The 19935-nt window shown below is 57.8% G+C and carries 18 protein-coding genes and 4 pseudogenes; 7 read left to right on the plus strand and 15 right to left on the minus strand.

What is annotated here, in order from left to right; genetic code table 11:
- Positions 1-36: 36 nt before the first annotated feature.
- The gene (gene rsd / locus CFT65_RS18765; RefSeq protein WP_088829523.1) at positions 37-516 is read right to left on the minus strand and encodes a sigma D regulator; all 480 of its coding nucleotides are present in this window, start codon (positions 514-516) and stop codon (positions 37-39) included.
- Between the two features lie 100 nt (positions 517-616).
- Positions 617-1123: a disulfide bond formation protein B gene (locus CFT65_RS18770; RefSeq protein ID WP_172408512.1), complete on the minus strand. Its 507-nt coding sequence runs from the start codon at positions 1121-1123 to the stop codon at positions 617-619.
- A 93-nt stretch (positions 1124-1216) separates the two neighbouring features.
- Between CFT65_RS18770 and CFT65_RS18775 the strand changes: the two genes are divergently transcribed.
- Positions 1217-1666 carry a flagellar basal body-associated FliL family protein gene (locus CFT65_RS18775; protein WP_088829525.1) on the plus strand — a complete coding sequence of 150 codons (450 nt, stop codon included), beginning with the start codon at positions 1217-1219 and terminating at the stop codon, positions 1664-1666.
- A gap of 20 nt (positions 1667-1686) precedes the next feature.
- Here CFT65_RS18775 and rmf read toward each other — a convergent pair whose 3' ends face one another.
- The 4 genes from rmf to CFT65_RS18795 all read right to left on the minus strand — a co-directional run bounded on the left by rmf (position 1687) and on the right by CFT65_RS18795 (position 7776).
- Positions 1687-1902, minus strand: a complete 216-nt coding sequence (rmf, locus tag CFT65_RS18780; protein ID WP_088829526.1) for a ribosome modulation factor — start codon at positions 1900-1902, stop codon at positions 1687-1689.
- Between the two features lie 127 nt (positions 1903-2029).
- Positions 2030-3583, minus strand: coding sequence for a glutamate--cysteine ligase (gene gshA / locus CFT65_RS18785; protein ID WP_088829527.1), 1554 nt, complete (start codon positions 3581-3583; stop codon positions 2030-2032).
- Positions 3584-3650: 67 nt separating this feature from the next.
- Complete coding sequence (locus CFT65_RS18790) at positions 3651-5990, minus strand: Tex family protein (RefSeq protein ID WP_088829528.1); 2340 nt, start codon at positions 5988-5990, stop codon at positions 3651-3653.
- Positions 5991-6039: 49 nt separating this feature from the next.
- Positions 6040-7776, minus strand: a complete 1737-nt coding sequence (locus tag CFT65_RS18795; protein WP_088829529.1) for a putative bifunctional diguanylate cyclase/phosphodiesterase — start codon at positions 7774-7776, stop codon at positions 6040-6042.
- Positions 7777-7919: 143 nt separating this feature from the next.
- Between CFT65_RS18795 and rep the strand changes: the two genes are divergently transcribed.
- The 3 genes from rep to CFT65_RS18810 all read left to right on the plus strand — a co-directional run bounded on the left by rep (position 7920) and on the right by CFT65_RS18810 (position 12862).
- Positions 7920-9938, plus strand: coding sequence for a DNA helicase Rep (gene rep / locus CFT65_RS18800; RefSeq protein ID WP_088829530.1), 2019 nt, complete (start codon positions 7920-7922; stop codon positions 9936-9938).
- A 104-nt stretch (positions 9939-10042) separates the two neighbouring features.
- Positions 10043-12295 carry a galactose oxidase-like domain-containing protein gene (locus tag CFT65_RS18805; RefSeq protein ID WP_088829531.1) on the plus strand — a complete coding sequence of 751 codons (2253 nt, stop codon included), beginning with the start codon at positions 10043-10045 and terminating at the stop codon, positions 12293-12295.
- Positions 12296-12316: 21 nt separating this feature from the next.
- Complete coding sequence (locus CFT65_RS18810; RefSeq protein ID WP_088829532.1) at positions 12317-12862, plus strand: hypothetical protein; 546 nt, start codon at positions 12317-12319, stop codon at positions 12860-12862.
- Between the two features lie 75 nt (positions 12863-12937).
- On the opposite strand, the gene CFT65_RS18815 is transcribed toward CFT65_RS18810, so the two are convergent.
- Complete coding sequence (locus tag CFT65_RS18815; RefSeq protein WP_088829533.1) at positions 12938-13351, minus strand: c-type cytochrome; 414 nt, start codon at positions 13349-13351, stop codon at positions 12938-12940.
- 202 nt (positions 13352-13553) lie between these two features.
- On the opposite strand from CFT65_RS18815, the gene CFT65_RS18820 reads away from it, so the two are divergent.
- Positions 13554-13892 (plus strand): hypothetical protein, encoded by a 339-nt coding sequence (locus CFT65_RS18820; protein WP_088829534.1) that lies wholly within the window; start codon positions 13554-13556, stop codon positions 13890-13892.
- Between the two features lie 13 nt (positions 13893-13905).
- A complete protein-coding gene (locus CFT65_RS18825; protein ID WP_088829535.1) occupies positions 13906-15033 on the plus strand; it encodes a phospholipase A in 1128 nt (375 codons plus the stop codon).
- 38 nt (positions 15034-15071) lie between these two features.
- Here the strand turns inward: CFT65_RS18825 and CFT65_RS19525 are convergent, their stop codons facing one another.
- The 8 genes and pseudogenes from CFT65_RS19525 to CFT65_RS18855 form a co-directional block, all read right to left on the minus strand.
- On the minus strand, positions 15072-15707 hold the full coding sequence (locus CFT65_RS19525) for a hypothetical protein (protein WP_416376660.1): 636 nt from the start codon (positions 15705-15707) through the stop codon (positions 15072-15074).
- A pseudogene (locus CFT65_RS19530) lies at positions 15590-16113 on the minus strand (hypothetical protein). The gene CFT65_RS19525 and the pseudogene CFT65_RS19530 overlap by 118 nt, the downstream one beginning before the upstream one ends.
- Complete coding sequence (locus tag CFT65_RS19535; protein ID WP_416376655.1) at positions 16110-16286, minus strand: hypothetical protein; 177 nt, start codon at positions 16284-16286, stop codon at positions 16110-16112. Before CFT65_RS19535 ends, CFT65_RS19530 begins: the two are co-directional and overlap by 4 nt.
- 148 nt (positions 16287-16434) lie before the next feature.
- Positions 16435-16913, minus strand: a pseudogene (gene bfr / locus CFT65_RS18835) (bacterioferritin).
- An 88-nt stretch (positions 16914-17001) separates the two neighbouring features.
- Positions 17002-17208, minus strand: coding sequence for a bacterioferritin-associated ferredoxin (locus tag CFT65_RS18840; RefSeq protein WP_012139146.1), 207 nt, complete (start codon positions 17206-17208; stop codon positions 17002-17004).
- A 108-nt stretch (positions 17209-17316) separates the two neighbouring features.
- Positions 17317-18600: pseudogene (gene pepQ, locus CFT65_RS18845) on the minus strand (Xaa-Pro dipeptidase).
- A gap of 12 nt (positions 18601-18612) precedes the next feature.
- Positions 18613-19337 (minus strand): annotated as a pseudogene (locus CFT65_RS18850) (LrgB family protein).
- The gene (locus CFT65_RS18855) at positions 19327-19686 is read right to left on the minus strand and encodes a CidA/LrgA family protein (RefSeq protein WP_088826020.1); all 360 of its coding nucleotides are present in this window, start codon (positions 19684-19686) and stop codon (positions 19327-19329) included. Before CFT65_RS18855 ends, CFT65_RS18850 begins: the two are co-directional and overlap by 11 nt.
- A 75-nt stretch (positions 19687-19761) precedes the next feature.
- Between CFT65_RS18855 and CFT65_RS18860 the strand changes: the two genes are divergently transcribed.
- Positions 19762-19935, plus strand: a 174-nt coding sequence (locus CFT65_RS18860) for a YaeQ family protein (RefSeq protein WP_141103825.1), incomplete at its 3' end; no start/stop codon positions are given.

Raw genomic sequence — 19935 nt, forward strand, 5'->3', positions numbered from 1 at the left:
CGTTACCGGCTGGGGCTTTTTTTATTCAGGCGATTCTCAGGCAGAGGCCACTTTGCCGGCATGGGCATTGTGAAGGTGTTCGATCAGGAAATCCTCCATCTCGAACCTGGTCTCCAGAGTTTCACCCAGCTTCGACAACTCGCCGAACAGTTCTTTGACATCCTCTTCCGACAATTCCCGGCCATCCAGACGGTCATTGAAGTTGAGGGCAACTTCAGTGGTCTGCTCAATCCGGGGGTAAACCTTGGCAGCCAATTCCAGGCCGCCGTCGTTGAATTCCCTGGCTTCACGGACCAGTTGCTCGTAGATTTCGAAGTGGCCGGTAGAGACATAATCCACCAGCACCTCACACAGGCGCACAAACTTTTCTTTCAATGCTTCCGTCTGCGAGAAGTCATTCTCCCCGGACAGGTCGCAGTAATGCACCAGTAGCTCCTGACGTTCCTTGAGCCAACGATCTATCAGTTCGCTGACGCCGCCCCAGCGCTCCCTGGCATTCCGGCAATTTTCCAACATGACGCCTGTTCCCCGCTTGTCTTCGGTACTTCTGTTTCGGTTTTGATTTTTATTGGGTTTGGATCAAGTTACCCCATGGCTAAGGTCCCCCGCAACCGTTTCAGCTCCGAATCCATTCCCGGGGTTTTTGCCGACGAAACATCACAACCAGGCCGGTAATGACCAGCACCGAGAAAAACACAGCGGTCCAGCCTGGGATGCTCAATCCGAGGAATCGCCACACCACTTCGGCGCAGTCTCCGGTGCCCTTGAGTGCAGTAGACAGAACCTCAAACCAGGGCAGGACATCCAGCATATAGTCAACCGACGGCCCACACGCAGGCACCTGGTCTGCCGGCAGACTCTGCAGCCACAGTTGCCGACCGGCGACACCCAATCCTGCTCCGGCAGTCAGCACAAGCAGGAAACCATAGATACGAACGCCGAATCCGGTGGGGCCCTGAAGGAAGGCCAGGAAACTCACCAGACCAGCTCCCATGAAGCCAAAACGCTGTAACCAGCAAAGCGGGCAGGGCTCCAGACCCATCACATGCTCCATATAAAAAGCCACACCCAGAAGCGCGGCACATACAAGGAAAATAAGCCCGAAAACCCATCTGCTGGTCAAAAGAACACCTCGAATAGTGAATTGAAACTGCAAGCGGCCACGGGGCCTGCTATTCTCGTCACTTAACCCTAAACCACGATCAACTTCAAGCCTATGACACGCCAGCCAAAATCCGTTCTGACGCTCCTGTTGCTGTTGTTTGCAATGATCCCCTTACCCGCCATTTCCCAGGATGAGGAAAATACCGAAGAGGAAGTGGCTGAAGAGGACCGCGGCGTAACCGACTACATCAGTATGGATCCGCCTTTTGTGACCCACGTAGGCACTTCTGGCAACAAGCCGACCTACCTGAAAGCCGCCGTGACACTGCGAGCCCGGAGCACAAGCACCCGGCCGGCGCTGGAAGCCCACATGCCTCGCCTGAGACACGAACTGGTGATGCTGTTTGGCGAGCAGACCGACACCGGGCGCCTCACGTCCATGGAAGGCCAGGAGGTCTTGCGCGAGGAAGCCAGGCGGCGAATAAACGCGGTATTGGAGGAACAGCAGACCGACGAGAGCATTGCCGGCGTCCTGTTTACAGAATTTGTGGTGCAAAAATAAGGCTGGAACCCGCCGACGAATCAGGCGATCCGTGAAAAAACATCGTTTGCCTGGCCGCGGTCATCCCGGGCCACCTGATCGGCATCCTCCCAGCCAGCCTCCCACGCCGCAATAACGACCTCACCGCGATAGGGGCAGCGGGTTTTATCCATGCCCATATTGGCAGCCATGAAGCCCTGACGGTAGGCCTTGTTAAGCGCTTCCACATCCCAGCCGAGTTTGATATCCCTTGCCATAACCGCCTCTCCCGATCCCGATGTTACAAAAATTAACAGCCGGACCGGGGGGGGGGGAGACAAATCTTTAGTTCGGTTTCTGTGCGTCAGGTCCGCAGACTTCTGCGACGGTACCCCAACACCCTGCTCAGGAAGCCAGGTATTGCTCCAGAAACTCACTGAACGGCAGGGTATCGGCACGCTCCATCTGCGCCTGCTCGGCCAGGGAGTCTGCCGTCATGGCTTCAAACGCCTGGCGCACACTGGCATCAAGGCCTTCCTGCCTCAGGGTTTGCTGATGCTGTTGCGCCATTTCCATACCCCATTCCCGGTGCCCCAGGCCTGAAGAACGCATGGCATCGAGGACCCGGGCAGACGGCACCGTCCATTCACCAGTCAACACTTCACGCTGGGCAGCCAGGGCGCGGCGGTAGGTGTCACCCCCCTGCCAGCTGTCGAGCAACTCGGCCAACGGCTCCAGTTGCGCCAGAATATCAGTCGCGGCCTCTGACACAGGGGTGCGCGCCCCACCACGGCAAAGCTTCAACTCACGGTAACGTCCGTTGGCCACCACATCCTTGTAGTTGTCGTCCAGGCGCTCACACTCTTCATCGCCGATACGGGGCGAGTCCGACAACAGGCAGTCGAGCAGGAACAAATCCAGGAAATCGATCTGGGCCTCATTCACGCCAACCGGGGAAAAGGGATCAAGATCCAGACACCGCACCTCGATGTATTCCACACCCCGGGCTTCGAGTGCCTGGATGGGCTTTTCTTCCCGCTGTGTCGTGCGTTTGGGGCGCATCGCACTGTAATACTCGTTTTCGATCTGCAGGACGCTGGTATTGATCTGGATAAACTGATCACCCCGGCGGATGCCGATGTCCTCATAGGCCGGCCAGGTGGTATGGATGGCACGGTCCAGCGTCTGGGTGTAGGTACTGAGCTCATTAAAACAGATATTCAGGGAAGCCTGAGCATTGTTGTGGTAACCCAGATCCCCCATGCGCAGGGAGGTGGCGTACTCACCGTACCAGGTGCGTTCGTCAAACCGGCTGAGGTCGTGGCTGACACCGGCAACGAAGCTGGCATCCAGCGCCGGCGAGGCACCAAACAGCAACATCAGCAGCCAGCTACGGCGGCGGAAGTTTCGGATCAGCCAGAAATACTGGTCCGATTTGAAGTCTTTCAGGTTTTGCTCATTGCCGAGCAATTCCTGCCACTTTTGCCAGAAACTGTCAGGCAGCGAGAGGTTATAGTGAGCGCCAGCGATGCTCTGCATCATACGGCCGTAACGCACCGCCAGACCCTGCCGGTAAACATGCTTGAGCTGGCCGATGTTGGAACTGCCGTACTCAGCGATGGGAATACTCGGATCGCCATCCAGTTCACAGGGCATGCTCGCCGCCCAAAAGACCTCGTCGCCAAGGTTCTGCTGCACGAAAGTGTGGATATCACGCAGCGATTTCAGCATGCCCCCGGTGCTGTTGAACACCGGCGTGATCAGCTCCAGCAAGGCCTCTGAATAATCGGTGGTGATCCTCGGGTGGGTCAGTGCCGAACCCAGGACTTCGGGGTGCGGGGTCTGGGCGATGAAGCCGTTGCGATCCACCCGCAGCCCTTCTTTTTCAACACCCTTGAGAAAACCATCCCAGTCGCTGGCAGCGAACTGACGAAATACGGAATGGCGGGATTCAGCCATGGTCGGACTCCTGCTGCGGCCGGCTCTGTCTTGTCAGCAACCGGCCGGTGAAAAGATTGTAAACCCGTCAGCTGTCCTTGCGCGCCGAGGCAAGTGCCTGGGCCAGCGCACCAGCCATGGCGCCCTGTGGGGATTTCTGACCGGAACCGCCATTACCGGCGTTCCGGTTACCGCCCTTGCGACTGGCTCCGGTGCGATTGGCAGCCATCGGCTTGCCTTCATTTTTCTCGCCTGGCTGATCATCCATACGCATGGTCAGGGCAATTCGCTTGCGCGGGATATCCACGTCCATCACCTTGACCTTGACGATATCTCCGGCCTTGACCACTTCCCGGGGATCCTTGACAAAGGTGTGGGACAGCGCGGAAATGTGCACCAGGCCATCCTGATGCACACCAATATCCACAAACGCGCCAAAGTTGGTCACGTTGGTCACCGAGCCTTCCAGCACCATCCCGGGCTTGAGATCATTAAGGGTCTCAACGCCTTCCTCGAAGCTGGCAAACCGGAATTCAGGGCGAGGATCACGCCCCGGCTTCTCCAGTTCAGAGATAATGTCTTTGATAGTCGGCAAACCGAACTGTTCTGTTACGTAATCCTGGGGGTTCAGACCACGCAGGAAAAAAGAATCGCCGATGATATCACCCACCTTGCAATTATTTTTCCTGGCGATGGCCTCGACAACCCCATAGGCTTCAGGGTGAACGGACGACCGGTCCAGGGGATTCTCGCCACTGGCGATACGCAGAAAGCCCGCCGCCTGCTCGAATGTGCGGTCACCGAGCCGGGTGACCTTGAGCAGCTGTTTCCGGTTGCGGAACATGCCGTTCTGGTTGCGGAACTCAATGATGTTCTGGGCGATGGTCTGGTTCAGGCCCGAGACCCTTGCCAGCAATGGCGCTGACGCCGTGTTCAGATCCACGCCCACGCCGTTTACACAGTCTTCCACCACGGCATCCAGGCTTCGGGACAGCTGCACCTGGGAGACATCGTGCTGGTACTGCCCTACCCCTATGGATTTCGGCTCAATCTTGACCAGCTCCGCCAGCGGATCCTGCAGCCGGCGGGCAATGGATACCGCGCCACGGATGGTGACATCCAGATCGGGCAGTTCTTTGGAGGCGAACTCGGATGCTGAATAGACCGAGGCGCCGGACTCACTGACCACGATCCGGGCCAGCTTCAGTTCGGGGTAACGCTTGCTGAGGTCGGCAACCAGCTTCTCCGTCTCGCGGGAGGCAGTGCCGTTGCCGATGGCCACCAGCTCGATCTTGTATTCCCGACACCAGGCCGCCAGCTGCTCGATGGAACGATCCCACTGGTTCTGGGGGGCGTGGGGGAAAATGGCACCGTGACCGGCCACCTGACCAGTGCCATCAATAACAGCTACTTTTACCCCGGTTCGCAGCCCGGGATCCAGGCCCAGGGTCGGGCGCGGACCGGCCGGCGCCAATAGCAGAAGATCCTTGAGATTGGCAGCAAAGACGTTAATGGCTTCAGTTTCAGCTGCTTCGCGCACCTGCGCCATGAGATCGGTTTCAATCTGGGTGGAGAGTTTCACCCGCCAGGTCCAGCGCACCACGTCCGAGAGCCATTTGTCGGCGGCACGGCCGTTGTCCCGGATATTCCAGCGGGCGGCGATGCGCTGCTCGGCCGGATGGGGTGCGCGGCGGTCGTCATCGGCATCGCCAATTACAATGGTGTAGCCAAGAACGCCCTCGTTCCGGCCCCGCAGGATGGCCAGGGCACGATGAGATGGTACTTTTTTCAGGGGCTCGACGTGGTCGAAATAATCCCGGAACTTCGCACCCTCGTTCTCCTTGCCTTCCACCACCGTCACTTTCAGCTGACCTTCCTGCCAGATGAAGTCACGCAGGCTGCCCAGCAGCTCGGCATCCTCGGCAAAACGCTCCATCAGAATGTACCGGGCGCCATCCAGGGCAGCCTTGGTATCGTCCACGCCTACTTCTTTGTTCAGGTAGCCCTGGGCGGTGGTTTCAGGATCCAGCGTCGGATCGTCGTAGAGGGCGTCGGCGAGGGGCTCCAAGCCAGCCTCGCGGGCAATCTGGGCCTTGGTCCGGCGCTTGGGCTTGTACGGCAGGTAAAGATCTTCCAGGCGGTTCTTGGCATCTGCTTCGTTGATGCTGGCCTTGAGTTCATCGGTCAGCTTGCCCTGCTCCTCGATACTCTTGAGGATGGTGGCACGACGGTCTTCCAGTTCCCGCAGATAGCGCAGACGTTCTTCCAGGTTCCTCAGCTGGCTGTCGTCCAGTGAGCCTGTGATCTCTTTCCGGTAACGGGCAATAAACGGGACGGTCGCTCCCTCGTCGAGCAGAGCGACAGTGGCATTAACCTGTTGCTCGCGGACACCGAGTTCGTCGGCGATACGCCTGGAGATACTGTTCATGCAACCTCTGTCTGATGCTTTGCCAATAAACCAGCAAAGGTACAGCGGCTTACTGCTGCAGGCAAGCGGCCTGACCCCGCTTGTTCAGGAATTGCACAAGATCGGCCCAGGGCATGGGCCGGGCGTAATAGTAGCCCTGAATTTCATCGCAATGCTGCTGGCGCAGAAACTCCAGTTGCCCCTCGGTTTCCACACCTTCGGCGACCACGCTGATCTGAAGGCTATGGGCCAGACTGATGATGGCCCGGATAATGTGTTCGGCGTCTGCCGAATTACCCAGTTCCTGCACGAACGACTTGTCAATTTTCACCAGCGAGATAGGAAGATGCTGAAGATTGCTCAGAGAGGAAAAGCCGGTTCCGAAATCGTCAAGGGCGAAGCTGATACCCAACTGATTTAACTCCCTCAGGCAGCGCTGGGCATACTCCGGGTCGTGCATCATGGCACTCTCGGTCAGCTCCAGCTCCAGCAGGCTGGTATCCACGTTGGCGTTGAAGATGATGCGGAAAATGGTCTCGGTCATCTTGCGATCGTGAAACTGCCGGAACGACAGATTGACGGCAAACACCAGGCCGGGGAAGCCGAGTTCGGCGGATTCCTGCAGGCGCTTACAGGCCTGCTCGATGACCCAGTAACCAATGGGCACGATCAACCCGCTGCGCTCGGCCACCGGGATGAATTCGTCCGGCCCCACAAGCCCACGCTCCGGATGATTCCAGCGCAGCAGGCATTCCACGCCCCGAACTTCCTCGGTGGCCAGATCAATCCGGGGCTGATAGTAAAGCTCCAGCTCCTTGCCCCGAAGGGCGTTACGCAGGTCTGCCTCCAGGCGAAGCTGGTAACCGGCGGAAATGTGCAACTGACGGTCGTAGAAGCGGTAGCTGGTACCCGGGTCCCGTTTCGCTTCAAACATGGCCCGGTTTGCCCGGCGCAACAGATTTTCGGCGCTGTCGCCGGCTTCCGGGTAAGTTGCAACGCCAAGGCTGACACTGACGACTACCGTCTGGCCATCTATGGTAACCGGCTCATCAAGGGCGTTGACCACCTTGCGAATAATCTGGGTAATATCCAGAGAGTCCTCGACCTTCTCAACAATAATAGCCAACTCGTCGCCCCCGATACGCATCAGCGAATCGACGCGCCGGAGAGAATGCCGAAGCCGCTCTGCCAGCTTCATCATCAACTGGTCGCTTTTCTGGTAGCCGAACGACTCGTTGATACTTCGGAAATCATCAATATTGAGATGCAGCAAAGCCAAACGGTGGCCCGCGCGCTCGGCCCGCAAAAGCGCTTGCTGAAGACGATCGAAGAACAGGTCCCGGTTGATAAATCCGGTAGCCACTTCCCGGCCCAGTTGGCCGTGAGCAGATTCGGACAGCTGATCCCGGTACCAGAGGCATTTCACAGCCCGCCGGAAATTCCAGTGGTCCAGGTTCTGGCGACAGAGATAATCGGCGGCACCGGCAGCAAGTAATTCGGGCGCCCGCTCCCCGGGAGGCTCGGCACTCAGGGCCAGCACGGGCTTTTCATTGCTGGCAACAGCAAGATACTGCAGGAAGGCGGCTTCAGACCCGCCGTGGAACACGCAATCCCAGACAATGACATCAAAACTGGCGTTGCGGATCAGATCATCGCAATCCACCAGATCCGGGCACCAGGTCGCGTCCGCAATGATTTCGACGTCGCCCGCCAGAAGCGCATTCAGCCAGAGAAAATCAGCGTAATCTGGTGTCAGAACCAAAAGGCGCAATTGTCCGGGCCTCATGGTTTCCAGTGGCAGTGTCATCAAGCAGGATCCATTTATGCGTGAACAACCGAGTCCGTTCTATTAATCATAGTCGATAGATCCCCAAGGTACAGTAACTCCGTCTGGTGTAGAATAGGCCCACGTCCGTTATCCCCATTTCGTTCCATTCTGGCCATTTATTTGTGAACAAGCTCAACCCCAGACAAAGCGAAGCAGTCCGCTATGCGGATGGCCCCATGCTGGTGCTTGCCGGTGCCGGCAGTGGCAAGACCAGTGTGATCACCCGCAAGGTTGCTTACCTGATCGAGCAACTTGGAATCCCGGGGCGTCATATTGCCGCAGTCACCTTCACCAACAAGGCCGCCCGGGAAATGAAAGAGCGGGTTGGCCGGATCGTTGAGCGGAAGCTCACCCGGGGCCTGATTGTATCCACTTTTCATAATCTTGGCCTCAATATGATCCGGGAAGAGCACACTCATCTCGGCTACCACCCGGGTTTTTCCATTTTTGATGCCGAGGATGCCAAGGCACTGTTGCAGGACCTCATGTTACAGGAAGCCAGTGCCGAGGCCGGGGACGAACTCAACGATATCCAGATGACGATTTCATCCTGGAAGAACGCCATGCGGGGACCGGCCGAAGTCCTGAGCAAGGCCGCGGATGATCGGGAACAGCGCATCGCCATCATCTACAAGAAATACAACGAGTACCTGAAGGCCTACAACGCAGTGGATTTCGACGACCTGATCCTGCTGCCGGTGATGCTGTTCCGCTCGCACCCGGACGTTCTCGCCAAATGGCGCCGGAAGATCCGCTACATGCTGGTGGATGAATACCAGGACACCAACGTGTGCCAGTACGAACTGGTCAAACTGCTGGTGGCCGAGCGGGCCGCATTCACCGTGGTTGGTGACGACGATCAGTCGATCTACGCCTGGCGCGGCGCCCGACCGGAAAACCTGGCCCAGCTCAAGGAAGACTTCCCGAGCCTGAAAATCGTCAAGCTTGAGCAGAATTACCGGTCCACCGCCCGGATCCTGCGCGGTGCCAACACCGTGATCGCCAACAACCCCCACGTGTTTGAAAAAGCTCTGTGGAGCGATCACACCATCGGCGAGGAAATCCGGATTGTCCGTTGCCGCAACGAAGACGCGGAGACCGACCGGGTTGCCACCGAGATTCTCGATCAGAAGCTGAAAAAAGGCCTCGATTTCCGGGACTTTGCCGTGCTGTATCGGGGTAACCACCAGGCTCGACTGCTGGAAATGAAGCTGCAGGCCTACCAGATCCCCTACCGCATCTCCGGCGGCCAGTCCTTTTTCTCGAAGAACGAGATCAAGGACGCCATGTCCTACCTGCGGCTGTTGATCAACCCGGACGACGACGCCGCGTTCCTGCGGGTGGTCAACGTGCCCCGCCGGGAAATCGGTCCACGCACCCTGGAGCAGCTCAGCCACTATGCCCGTTCCCGCAATGTCAGTCTGTTCAAGGCCCTGGGCGACATGGGGGCAGAGACCCATGTGACCGAGAAGGGGCTGGATCGTCTCCGGCGCTTTGCTCACTGGGTAGATGCCACCTGCGAGCGGCTTCACAGCGAGAATCCGATACCCGTCATCAAGCAGCTGTTCACGGACATAGAGTACGAGGAGTGGCTGCACCAGCACTCAGGTACGCCCAAGCAGGCCGAGCGAAAGATGGAAAACATCTGGTACCTGGTGGAATCGATCCAGCGCATGCTCGATGACGGCAAGGGGACGGCGGATGAGCTCGGTATCGAAGATGCCATTACCAAGCTGATCCTGCGGGACATGATGGAACAGCGGGAAGAAGACGACGACAGCGACAAGGTTCAGTTGCTCACCCTCCATGCGTCGAAAGGCCTGGAGTTTCCCCACGTGTTCATCATGGGGCTTGAAGAAGAAATCCTGCCCCACCGCAGCAGTATTGAGGAAGGCAACATCGAGGAGGAACGGCGGCTGATGTACGTGGGTATTACCCGGGCCCGTGAAACATTGACCCTGACCTATGCGGCAACCCGGAAACAGTACGGAGAAAAGCTGGAAACCATCCCGAGCCGATTTCTGGATGAACTGCCCGAGGAAGACCTGAAGTGGGAAGGCACCGGCGACCTGGATGTGGAAGCCAATCAGAAAAAAGGAAAAGCCACTCTCAGTGCTCTTCTGGGCGATCTCGGCCTGTAGAATTCACTTTTTTCACAATTACTGCAACTTTTGAAGCCCCTGATCCGTTTCTGCAAGCGGGATACCAGATCCCACTTCGACAACAACAAGATCAGGAGAGCTTTATGTCCACACATCGCAATCGATTGTGTCAGCTTACCGGTTCGTTTCTCCTCATTGCGGGGTCCACGACCGCCAGCGCGGGTCTGCTGGGCGGCCTCCTCGGGACCTCTAACGAGGAGTCATCAAGCCAGACGACTCTGGCAGAGGAGCACTCCGAAAAGGGGCGTTTCAGCGAACCTTTTGCGGAACCCACCATCATCGTCGACGGTGGGGCTGTTGAAACCGACGAAAAATGCATCACCCGGGCCGATGGCATGGATGAATGCAAGCCAGCCGCAGGCACCATGGCGCTGCTGAAAGACGGTCGCCTGCTCTATTTGAACGCGCTGGAAGGCACTGAGAATGTTGAGCTATCGATCGTCGCCGAATTTGGCGAAGTTTCAGTCAATGACCAGACCCGGGTACTGTCCCTGGATGAAAACGACACCCCGTCCTGGATCAAACCCTCGCCCCTGGATGCCGGCGCCAACCCGGACGGCAATGACAGCGAAACCCTACTCAACGGCACCGAACTCGACGGCTTGATTGATACTGCAGATAACACCAGTAAAAACGACGGTGCCCTGTTCTGCTCCGATGTTATCGGCCTCGCCAATGGTGATGTCATGGCCGTCGGCGGTACGGACTATTACTCGGAGCCCGGCATTGACGGCCTGCCCCTGGGTGTCGCGGAACTGGAGGGGATCAAGAATTCCCGGATTTTCGATGAGGCCACCAACACCTGGCGACAGAGTGGCGACATGACCTACGGCCGCTGGTACCCGTCGCTGGTCACCCTCGGCAATGGCGACGTTTTTGTTGCCAGTGGCGTCACCAAGCTCCTGAAGCCTGTCTACCCGGATGAACCGCTGAATAGCGGTCGTAACGTGGTTCAAACGGAAACCTACAATCCTTGCGCGGGGTCGTGGGCAGAGAACCCCTCTACCGCAGACAGGTCGCTGCCGCTTTACCCGCGCATGCATCTCCTGCCCAACGGTCACGTGCTCTATAACGCCGGAGGCCAGGCATTCAATCCGTTTGGCCAGGGTTATGACCAGGCCTTATGGAACATTGTCGCCAGCTACAATCCTGCAACCCAGCGCTGGAACGACATAGGCTATGCCGGACTGCCCCTGAGACTGGATGAAGTCGGATTGGGTCAACTCAGCAGCACACTGAACATCACCAATCTTTCCCTGGATCAGGTCGGCTCGCTTCTGGGCGATGTCCTGGAAGCTCCGTCTGATCTGCTGGAAAGCGGCGCAGAGCTGGGCATTTCTGAAGAAGACCTCCGAATGGCCATTGCCGGCGGCATGCGCGGTTCCACCTCTTCAACCATGCTGCCGCTGAAACCGAATGCCAACGGCGAATATACCCACGTCGAGCTGTTGACTGCCGGTGGCGTGCCCAGTTATGCCCTGCTGACCAACCCCGGCGGCTACCTGCCCACCGACCAGAGCCGGATCGACCGGATAACCACGAATGGCGATGAAATTGGCTACGAATCCCGTCTTACTGGCCCGCTCAACCAGCCACGCTGGTATGGCACCAATGTTCTGATGCCGGACGGCAGCGTCATGGTGTTCAGTGGCGGTAACCGCGATGGCGTTGTCGCGCCCGGCCTTGAAGGGCCTATTCGCACGGCTGAGCGATTTGACCCCGAGACGGGCACCTGGACTGAAATGGCAACGGGCCACCGGGCCCGGACGTACCACAACACTGCCGTACTGATGGAAGACGGTCGTGTGATGGTTGCGGGGCATTCGCCGATCAATACCGCCTACCTGACTTTCGTCGATCTCCGGGACTTCGGCCTGGCGCCGTATGATGGACGGGATCCGAGCTTCGAAATCTACACACCGCCCTACGCCATGCGTGATGACCGCCCGAAGATCCAGAGCGCACCACGCAACCTGACTGTTGGTGATCGCTTCAACATAAAGGTTGACCAGGCAGACCAGATCGACAAGGCGCTGCTGATTCGCCGGACGGTCATGACCCATGTAATTGATGGCGACCAGCGCGCCATTGAAATGATCATGGAAAGCGGCAATGGCAACAAGCTGACCCTGAAAATGCCAGACAACCACAACGTGGTCCCCGCCGGCGAATACATGCTGTTCGTGAGCAAACAGACTACTGGAGGAAGGGTGCCATCGGAATCGGCTCCCATCACCGTGGTCAACGAGAATCTAGAATGCATGGCGCCAGCCCAGGTAGCGGGCGACACCACAACCGCCGACGGATTTATCGAATCAACACTTGAGATTCTGTAAACAGGCAACGGGAGCCATATTATGAAAAACGAACGAATCAGCACTGGCGGGTTGCCACTGGTTTTGTTCAGCCTGCTGCCCTTGATGGCCTCTGGGCCAGCAGGGGCACACGGGGCACCTGACGCAGAGGGCGCTCCCTCTGAGATCGTGCAGGCCCGCATTACCGCACAGCCGAATATTCAGGGTTTGAACGCCATGATTCTGGATGCTCCACGCCCGGGTATCCTGTTGAGCTATCGGGGAGACACCCCGCTTACAGTGCTGGGAACCCAAAACGAGGCTTTTCTCAGGTTTACAGGCAAGAGCGTTATGGTCAATACCGACAGCCCGAGCTGGCGGGCTCTGCCAAACGCACAGAATCTACCAGGGAGGATCGATGATGGAAGTGGAGAGTGGGCGATACTGTCACAAAGTGCCAGTTTTGGCTGGCTGGACCCACGCCTGGAAGCAACGGAAAGCATGCACCATCACGGAAAAGAGCTTCAGGGCTGGTCGATCATCCTTAAAACTGCCTCGGGAGAGACCGCAACGATTGACGGCGAGCTGAGGCGTAAACCGCTCCCCTGACCCCTAAAACCGGAAGGCCGAAAGGCCATAAAAAAAGCCCCCGGATGTCGGGGGCTTTTTTTACTCAAAATTGCCTCATTGGCTCTCTGCCACCAGGTGCTCGACAGCCGCCTGGATTTCTTCATCCGGACAGCTTGCACAACCGCCCTTGGCCGGCATGGCATTAAAGCCATTGATCGCGTGACTGACCAGGGTATCCAGCCCTTTATCGATGCGAGGAGCCCAGGCATCGGCATCACCAATCACAGGTGCGCCAGCAGCGCCGGTGGTGTGACAGGCCATGCAGACCGCGTCATACACTTCGCTACCTGAGCGAGGGCCGGAGCTGGCTGTCTCGGTTGGAGCAGCTGCGCTGCCGCACTCTTCACCCTGCATGCATACTTCGCCTACCGGCTGGATGCGTGCACGGATTTCATCTTCGACACTTGCCATTACGGCGCCAGCTGTCAGGCCTAAACCGACCAGTACAGCAGCCAGGACTCTCTTCATCTTCACAATGCACCTCGCATTTGAGCGTTATAATCTTCGGTTGCCGCATTATAGCGACTGAAACCTGGCAAAAAAACCAAACAGCAAAATCATAAATTGATTTCAACCATTTTAGTTGCGATTTCGTAAGTCAGAGGGTGTTTCGCGAACAATCCGGTTACCATGGTGTTCGCCGACGTTTCATCATTCAGGACCTGTTTCCATGACCAATTCGGAACCGACTTCACCTCACCCGTTGCGCAAACCGCTGCTGATTGCCGAATTTACGGCTCTTGCCATTCTGCTCGCGTCCATGGGGTGGTTTTCCAGTCAGACCACCGACGGCCAGACGATCAATGCCGGCTGGCTGCTGATTCCAGCCTTTGCCAGCCTCGGGGTCTTCATCAGCTTCATCGGCCTCATGTACCTGCGCTGGGTAGCCTCGGCAGAAAGCGGCAACCGGTTCAAGCACAAGGTTATTTTCTCACTTCTGGCCGTCACGCTGATCGGCGTCTGGATCTATGGCATTGCCAACACCTGGTTCAGTCTGACCGCCAGCTAGGAGAGAGCACCCGATGACATCCCCACACCTGTTGGCGTCGCCCACGGCCATCACTACCCTCTCGTTGATGCTGTCGGTGCCTGTATACGTGGCGGCACAGACTGAGGAAGCGCCCTCCATTGATTCGCCCGAACAGTGCGCTCTGATTGACGATGGAATCAAGCGCCTGGCCTGTTTTGACAGCCTCTACAAACCCACAGAGAGCCAGGCCCGGGCATCGGAAAGCGCCAAAGAACAGGCCGAGAAGAGCGCGGAGCAACTGGCGCCCAGTGGTAAAGATCTCGATGCCGTTGCCGGCAATGCCCTGGAAGGCGATTCCGACGCAGGCGTTATGTCGGCGCTGGTAGACCGGTATGTAGCAGCTGAAAAGGCCGTCTTCTCATTCTCCGGCGGTTTTGTGGGCCATCGCCCCACCTATATCCTGCCCGTCAGTTGGGTGAAAGATCCGAACGATGTGCCCTCCAGCCCAAGGCTCGGTTCCGTCGGCTACGACTACAACCTGGAACGGGAAGAGGCCAAGTACCAGATCAGCTTCAAGGTGCCGTTGCTTACGGGGATTATGGATGACCGTACCACCCTCTGGTTTGGCTACACTCAGACGTCGTTCTGGCAGGTCTACAACCAGGACGATTCTGCGCCTTTCCGGGAGACCAACTACGAACCGGAAATATTCGCGCGATATCAGACCGACTGGAATATCGGACCTGGCCGGCTTGATGGCGTGACCCTGGGGTTCAACCATCAGTCAAACGGCCAGTCGGAGCCACGTTCCCGGAGCTGGAATCGGGTTATGGGCTCAGCCGCCTACAGCTATGACCGGTGGCTGTTTATGGTTCAACCCTGGTATCGGATTCCGGAAAACAATGACGATGACAATGCGGATATCGAGCGCTATCTGGGGCATGCCAATTATTATGCGGTCTACAAGCTGACCGAAGACCGGACGTTTTCGTTACGGCTCATGAACAATCTCCGATCGGATGACAACAAGACGTCGGTGGAGTTCGGGTACAGTTTTCCGATGGGGGATACGGTTAAGGGGTTCTTCCAGTACTACAACGGGTATGGGGAGAGCCTGATCGACTATAACCACCGGATTCAGCGGTTCGGTATCGGGATTATGCTTAACGACTGGCTCTGACCGTGTTGCCTCAGTAACAGTCAGAGCGAGCCATAGATTTAGCCTTCTTTGTTTAGCCGATCCATTTCAGCCAACAATTCCCCGGTTTTCTCTTCCATCAACGGAATATCCGCCCTCGATTCTACATTCAAACGCACAACCGGCTCGGTGTTGGACATCCGAAGGTTGAAGCGCCAGTCGTCGAATTCGATGCTTACGCCGTCCACGTGGCTGACGTTTTTGGCGCCGACGCTGTATTTGGCCTCGATGGCCGCGATGACCTTGGGGGGATCATCGATGGTGCGATTGATTTCGCCGCTGGCCGGGTAGGCTTCGATTCGGGCGTCGATAAGCGATGAGAGGGTCTGGCCGGACTGGCAGAGGCGCTCGGCGACCAGCAGCCAGGGGATCATGCCGCTGTCGCAGTAGGCAAAATCGCGGAAGTAGTGGTGGGCGCTCATTTCGCCACCGTACACGGCGTCTTCGTCACGCATTCTCTGTTTGATGAAGGCGTGGCCGGTTTTGCTCTCGATGGCTTCGCCACCGGCGGCTTTCACCAGATCAAGGGTGTTCCAGGTCAGGCGCGGGTCGTGGATGACTTTGCCGCCACCAGTTTTGCGCAGGAACTGGTCAGCAAGCAGACCAACAATGTAGTAGCCCTCGATGAAACGGCCGTTTTCGTCGAAGAAGAACAGCGGTCGTAGTCGCCATCCCAGGCTATGCCCATGGCGGCGCCTTCCGCGATAACGGCGTCGGCCGTCGCCGCCCGGTTTTCCGGGAGAATCGGGTTGGGTACGCCGTTGGGAAATGGCCGTCTGGCTGGTGGTGCACTTTTACGAATTCAAAGGGCAGGTGCTGTTCGAGTTCATCGATCACGAGGCCGGCGCCGCCGTTACCGGCGTTGCAGACAATGGTCAGCGGGTTGAGGGAGCCGGCATCGATGTATCCCAATAAATGGTCCACATAGGCGCTCATCACCTCAAGCGGTTCGTAGCGGCCCTGCTGGGGCGCATCACCGAAAGGCTCAAGCACCCGGTCGCGGATCTCGTTCAGACCGTTGTCGGAGCTGATAGGCCGGGACTCAGGGCCGACCATTTTCATGCGTTGTGATCTTTGGGATTGTGGCTGGCGGTCACCATAATGCCGCCGTCCATCTTGTAATGGCTGGTGGCAAAATACACCTGCTCGGTGCCGCACAGGCCGATATCAAACACATCCGCACCGGCGGCCATCAAGCCCGAGCTGAGCGATTCGGCAATGTCGGGGCTGGACATACGGATGTCGTAGCCGACAATCACTTTTTGGCGCCGGTAATTTCCACGTAGGCGCGTCCGATTTTTTCAGCCAGGACCGGATTCAGTTGATCCGGCACCCGGCCCGCAGGTCGTAGGCTTTAAAACAGGACAAGTCCATTGTCTGGAGTTACTCCGCGGCGGATGACTGAAGCTGGATGTAGTTCTGGATGCCCATCTGGGAAATCATTTCCAGCTGGGTTTCCAGCCAGTCGATGTGCTCTTCTTCACTATCAAGAATGCTGCGGAACAGTTCACGACTGGTGAAATCCTGCACTTCTTCGCAGTAGAGGATCGCTTCTTTCAGGTCGGTGTGGGCAATTTCTTCCAGTTTGAGATCGCAGGAGATCATTTCCTCGACGTTCTCCGCCGATCAGCAACTTGTTCAGATCCTGGAGATTGGGGAGGCCTTCGAGGAACAGGATCCGCTCGATAAGCTGGTCTGCATGCTTCATCTCGTCGATGGATTCTTCGTATTCCTTGGCGGCCAGCTTGGTAATGCCCCAATCCTTGTACAATGCGGGAGTGGAGAAAGTACTGATTGATGGCGGTCAGCTCGTTGCCGAGGACCTTGTTCAAGTGCTGGATGACCTTTTTATCGCCTTTCATGTTCGGGCTCCCTGATGGCCGAATGAATCAGTGTCTTAGGATAGCCCTTATGCACAGGAGAAAAACAGAACCGGACAAATCGTGCCGGTCAGGCAGGCTGGGCGAGCATATTGGCCATGGCCAGGTAGTCGGGCGTGCGGCTCTCGCGCAGGATTTCGCGAGCAGTGCAGGCACAGCGTCCACACTGGGTACCGACGCCCAGCTCTTTGCCAAGCTGGCGCATGGATGACACGCCGTTATCGGCAGCTTCGCGAATTTCCCGGTCGGTTACGCCGTGGCAAAGGCAAACGTACATAGCAGTGACTCACCAATGACAATAAAAGTTAGTGATAATTATTGTTATTGGCATCTAGAAATGCAAGCCTTCTGGCGTAAATTTGTGCAACATTTGGTATTGCGAGGCTCACGAACCCCGGGTCAGATTCCGGGAGCCGGACTCAGTGACCACCACGTTGTCCTCGATACGAATGCCCCACAGCCTCTCAGCCGGCCAATCAGCGCCCGGTTCAGATATTGCCCAGCTTCCCTTCCAGCAGGGGATCCAGCAGAGAGGGAATGAAATAGAGACCCGGCTCGATGGTCACTACCATGCCGGGTTCCAGCCGGCGGGTCAGGCGGAGAAAAGGCGCGTCTTCCGGAGGCGCCGCTGGCTTTCCAGCCACATCGTGAACTTGGACGCCCAGGAAATGACCAATGCCATGCGGGAAAAACACGCGGGTTATGCCCCGTTCGACGATGTCCTCATCATCCAGGCCAGTGACTAGCCCGGTCGCCGACAGCAGGGCGGCAAGCCCTGATGGGCCTTGCGATGAATGTCGACGTAATTCACACCCGGCGCGACCATGTCACAAAGCCTGATCTGGAGTCGGTCCAGGCCGTGGATCAGGGCCGCAAAGTGCGACTCGTCCGGTCCTGCCGTGGTGCGGGTAATATCGGAACAGTAGCCACGAAAACGCACCCCGGCATCAATCAGCAAGCTGCGGGGCCGCCCCGGAGGCTGCGTATCGTAATATTGGTAGTGCAACGTGCCGGCGTGCTCGTTCAGGCCGATAATGCTGTGGTAAGGCGCTTCGGCTTCCCGCTGACCGGTCGCCTGCTGGTATGCCAGATTGATGCCGAACTCGCTCTCACCGGCCAGGAACGCCTCCCGGGCAGCGGCATGACCTGCCAGAGCGAGCCTGTTGGCCTGCGCGAGACACTCAATTTCATATTGGGTCTTGCGCACGCGGGTCTCGTCCAGTGCCCTCAGCAAGGCATCCGGGTTTTTGTCACCCGGGATATTCTCGATCAGGGCAGGGTCACCGATCACCGCAAGGCTGCCGGGATCGTCCAGCAACGGCGCCTCGGATGAGTCACTGCTGCGAACCTCGATAAATTGCTGCCAGGGCTCTTCCGCCAGGGGCAGATTGGCTTGCCAGAAGTCGACCGGTTCGAACAGCCAGAGCACGGGCTTATGCCCCGCCTGGATCCAGAGCCAGCAGTGTTCGCGACCGGCCAGCCCGGTCCATTGCAGAAACGGGCCATAACCCTGGAAGTGCCAGGTCTGGTCATCTCCATAACGGAAAGGCGCGGCGCCGGAAGCGATCAGCAGGCTGTCGTAGCCATGCTCCTGTAACGCCCCCGTATAACGGTCCAGAAGAATCTGAAGGTGTTCCACCTGGAGTGACAGCAGGTTCCGGTCAGACATGCCCAAGACCTATTACAAACGAAAAACCAAAGGCAGAACCAGAGCGGTGAAGACGCCAGTCAGGCCCATACCCAGGGAAGCAAACGCACCCGCAGTATGGCTGATCTCGAATGCTCGTGCAGTTCCGATGGCATGGCCGTTCAATCCCAGCGCAAACCCCAGAATGCGCTCATCCTGAACGGGCAACAAGCGGGCAAGCAGTTCAACAAAGAGTGTGGCCACCACACCGGTAATCAGAAGGCCGCCCATCATCAGGGGCACCGAACCGCCCAGTTGCTCGGTAATACCAATGGCGATCGGTGCCGTCACTGACTTGGGCGCCAGCGAGGCCAGGACCTCCGGCGTGGCGCCCAGGGCCCAGCCAATCACCACGGCGTAAACCGCCGCCATGGTGGCGGCAATAGGCAAAGTGACCACAATCGGGCGCCACATGGCACGGATATGGTGCATTTGCTGGTAAAGCGGAATGCCGAGGGCCACCGTGGCCGGGCCCAGCAACACCGTCAGCCAGCGGGCGCCTGCTGGTAATCCTGATAGTCCACCGCCAGAACGGCGATGACGCCGGATAACAGACACGCTGACAACACAACCGGCGGCAGCCACAAGGGCCGGCCAATGCGTGAGAACAGCCAGTTGCCGGCAAAGAAAGCACCAAGCGTCAAACCGATCGCCAGAATCGGAGTGGCGGCAAGCGTATCAGGCAACGCCTGGAAGCGGGCAAAGAGATCACTCACGATCGCTCACTCCCCTGGCCGTCACCGCCTTCATCAACAACAAAGTCGTCAGCACACTCAGGAAGGTGCCCACCAGAAGCGCCGCGGCAACCGCAAGCCACTGCTCCGAAAACTGGTCGGCCGTGAAAAACACACCCACAACCCCAGGCATGATCAACAGCACAAGCACCGATATCAGCCCCTGGCTGGCCTGAGCCAGATCATCACTGACGCTGCCCTTGACCATCAGCGTAAAGGTAATGACCACCATCCCCAGCACGCCGCCACTCACCGGCAACGCCAGAAGCAGGCGCACAGACTCACCAAGAATAAAAAACAGCACCAGAACCAGAAAACCACGCAACATCGGCATGCGCTTACACTCACCCGGGAAAGAATTGCATTACACTAGCCCAAACCACTACCTCGATACCAATGCAGGAAGCCCATGGCGCTCAAAGCAACCATTCTCAAGGCGACGCTCAATATCGCCGACATGGACCGTCACTACTACGCGGACCATCAGCTGACCATCGCCCAGCATCCGTCGGAAACCGACCTGCGCGTAATGATCCGGCTGCTCGCCTTTGCCCTGAACGCCAGCGACACCCTCGAATTCACC

The sequence above is a fragment of the Marinobacter sp. es.048 genome, from assembly GCF_900188435.1.
GTDB lineage: Bacteria > Pseudomonadota > Gammaproteobacteria > Pseudomonadales > Oleiphilaceae > Marinobacter.

Bases quoted from the DNA above. Each gene is read 5' to 3' on its own strand.
- rsd (WP_088829523.1), bottom strand. From the start codon at position 516: ATGTTGGAAAATTGCCGGAATGCCAGGGAGCGCTGGGGCGGCGTCAGC.
- CFT65_RS18775 (WP_088829525.1), top strand. From the start codon at position 1,217: ATGACACGCCAGCCAAAATCCGTTCTGACGCTCCTGTTGCTGTTGTTT.
- rmf (WP_088829526.1), bottom strand. From the start codon at position 1,902: ATGGCAAGGGATATCAAACTCGGCTGGGATGTGGAAGCGCTTAACAAG.
- gshA (WP_088829527.1), bottom strand. From the start codon at position 3,583: ATGGCTGAATCCCGCCATTCCGTATTTCGTCAGTTCGCTGCCAGCGAC.
- CFT65_RS18790 (WP_088829528.1), bottom strand. From the start codon at position 5,990: ATGAACAGTATCTCCAGGCGTATCGCCGACGAACTCGGTGTCCGCGAG.
- CFT65_RS18795 (WP_088829529.1), bottom strand. From the start codon at position 7,776: ATGACACTGCCACTGGAAACCATGAGGCCCGGACAATTGCGCCTTTTG.
- CFT65_RS18805 (WP_088829531.1), top strand. From the start codon at position 10,043: ATGTCCACACATCGCAATCGATTGTGTCAGCTTACCGGTTCGTTTCTC.
- CFT65_RS18810 (WP_088829532.1), top strand. From the start codon at position 12,317: ATGAAAAACGAACGAATCAGCACTGGCGGGTTGCCACTGGTTTTGTTC.
- CFT65_RS18815 (WP_088829533.1), bottom strand. From the start codon at position 13,351: ATGAAGAGAGTCCTGGCTGCTGTACTGGTCGGTTTAGGCCTGACAGCT.
- CFT65_RS18820 (WP_088829534.1), top strand. From the start codon at position 13,554: ATGACCAATTCGGAACCGACTTCACCTCACCCGTTGCGCAAACCGCTG.
- CFT65_RS18825 (WP_088829535.1), top strand. From the start codon at position 13,906: ATGACATCCCCACACCTGTTGGCGTCGCCCACGGCCATCACTACCCTC.
- CFT65_RS19535 (WP_416376655.1), bottom strand. From the start codon at position 16,286: ATGTCCAGCCCCGACATTGCCGAATCGCTCAGCTCGGGCTTGATGGCC.
- CFT65_RS18840 (WP_012139146.1), bottom strand. From the start codon at position 17,208: ATGTACGTTTGCCTTTGCCACGGCGTAACCGACCGGGAAATTCGCGAA.
- CFT65_RS18855 (WP_088826020.1), bottom strand. From the start codon at position 19,686: ATGCCGATGTTGCGTGGTTTTCTGGTTCTGGTGCTGTTTTTTATTCTT.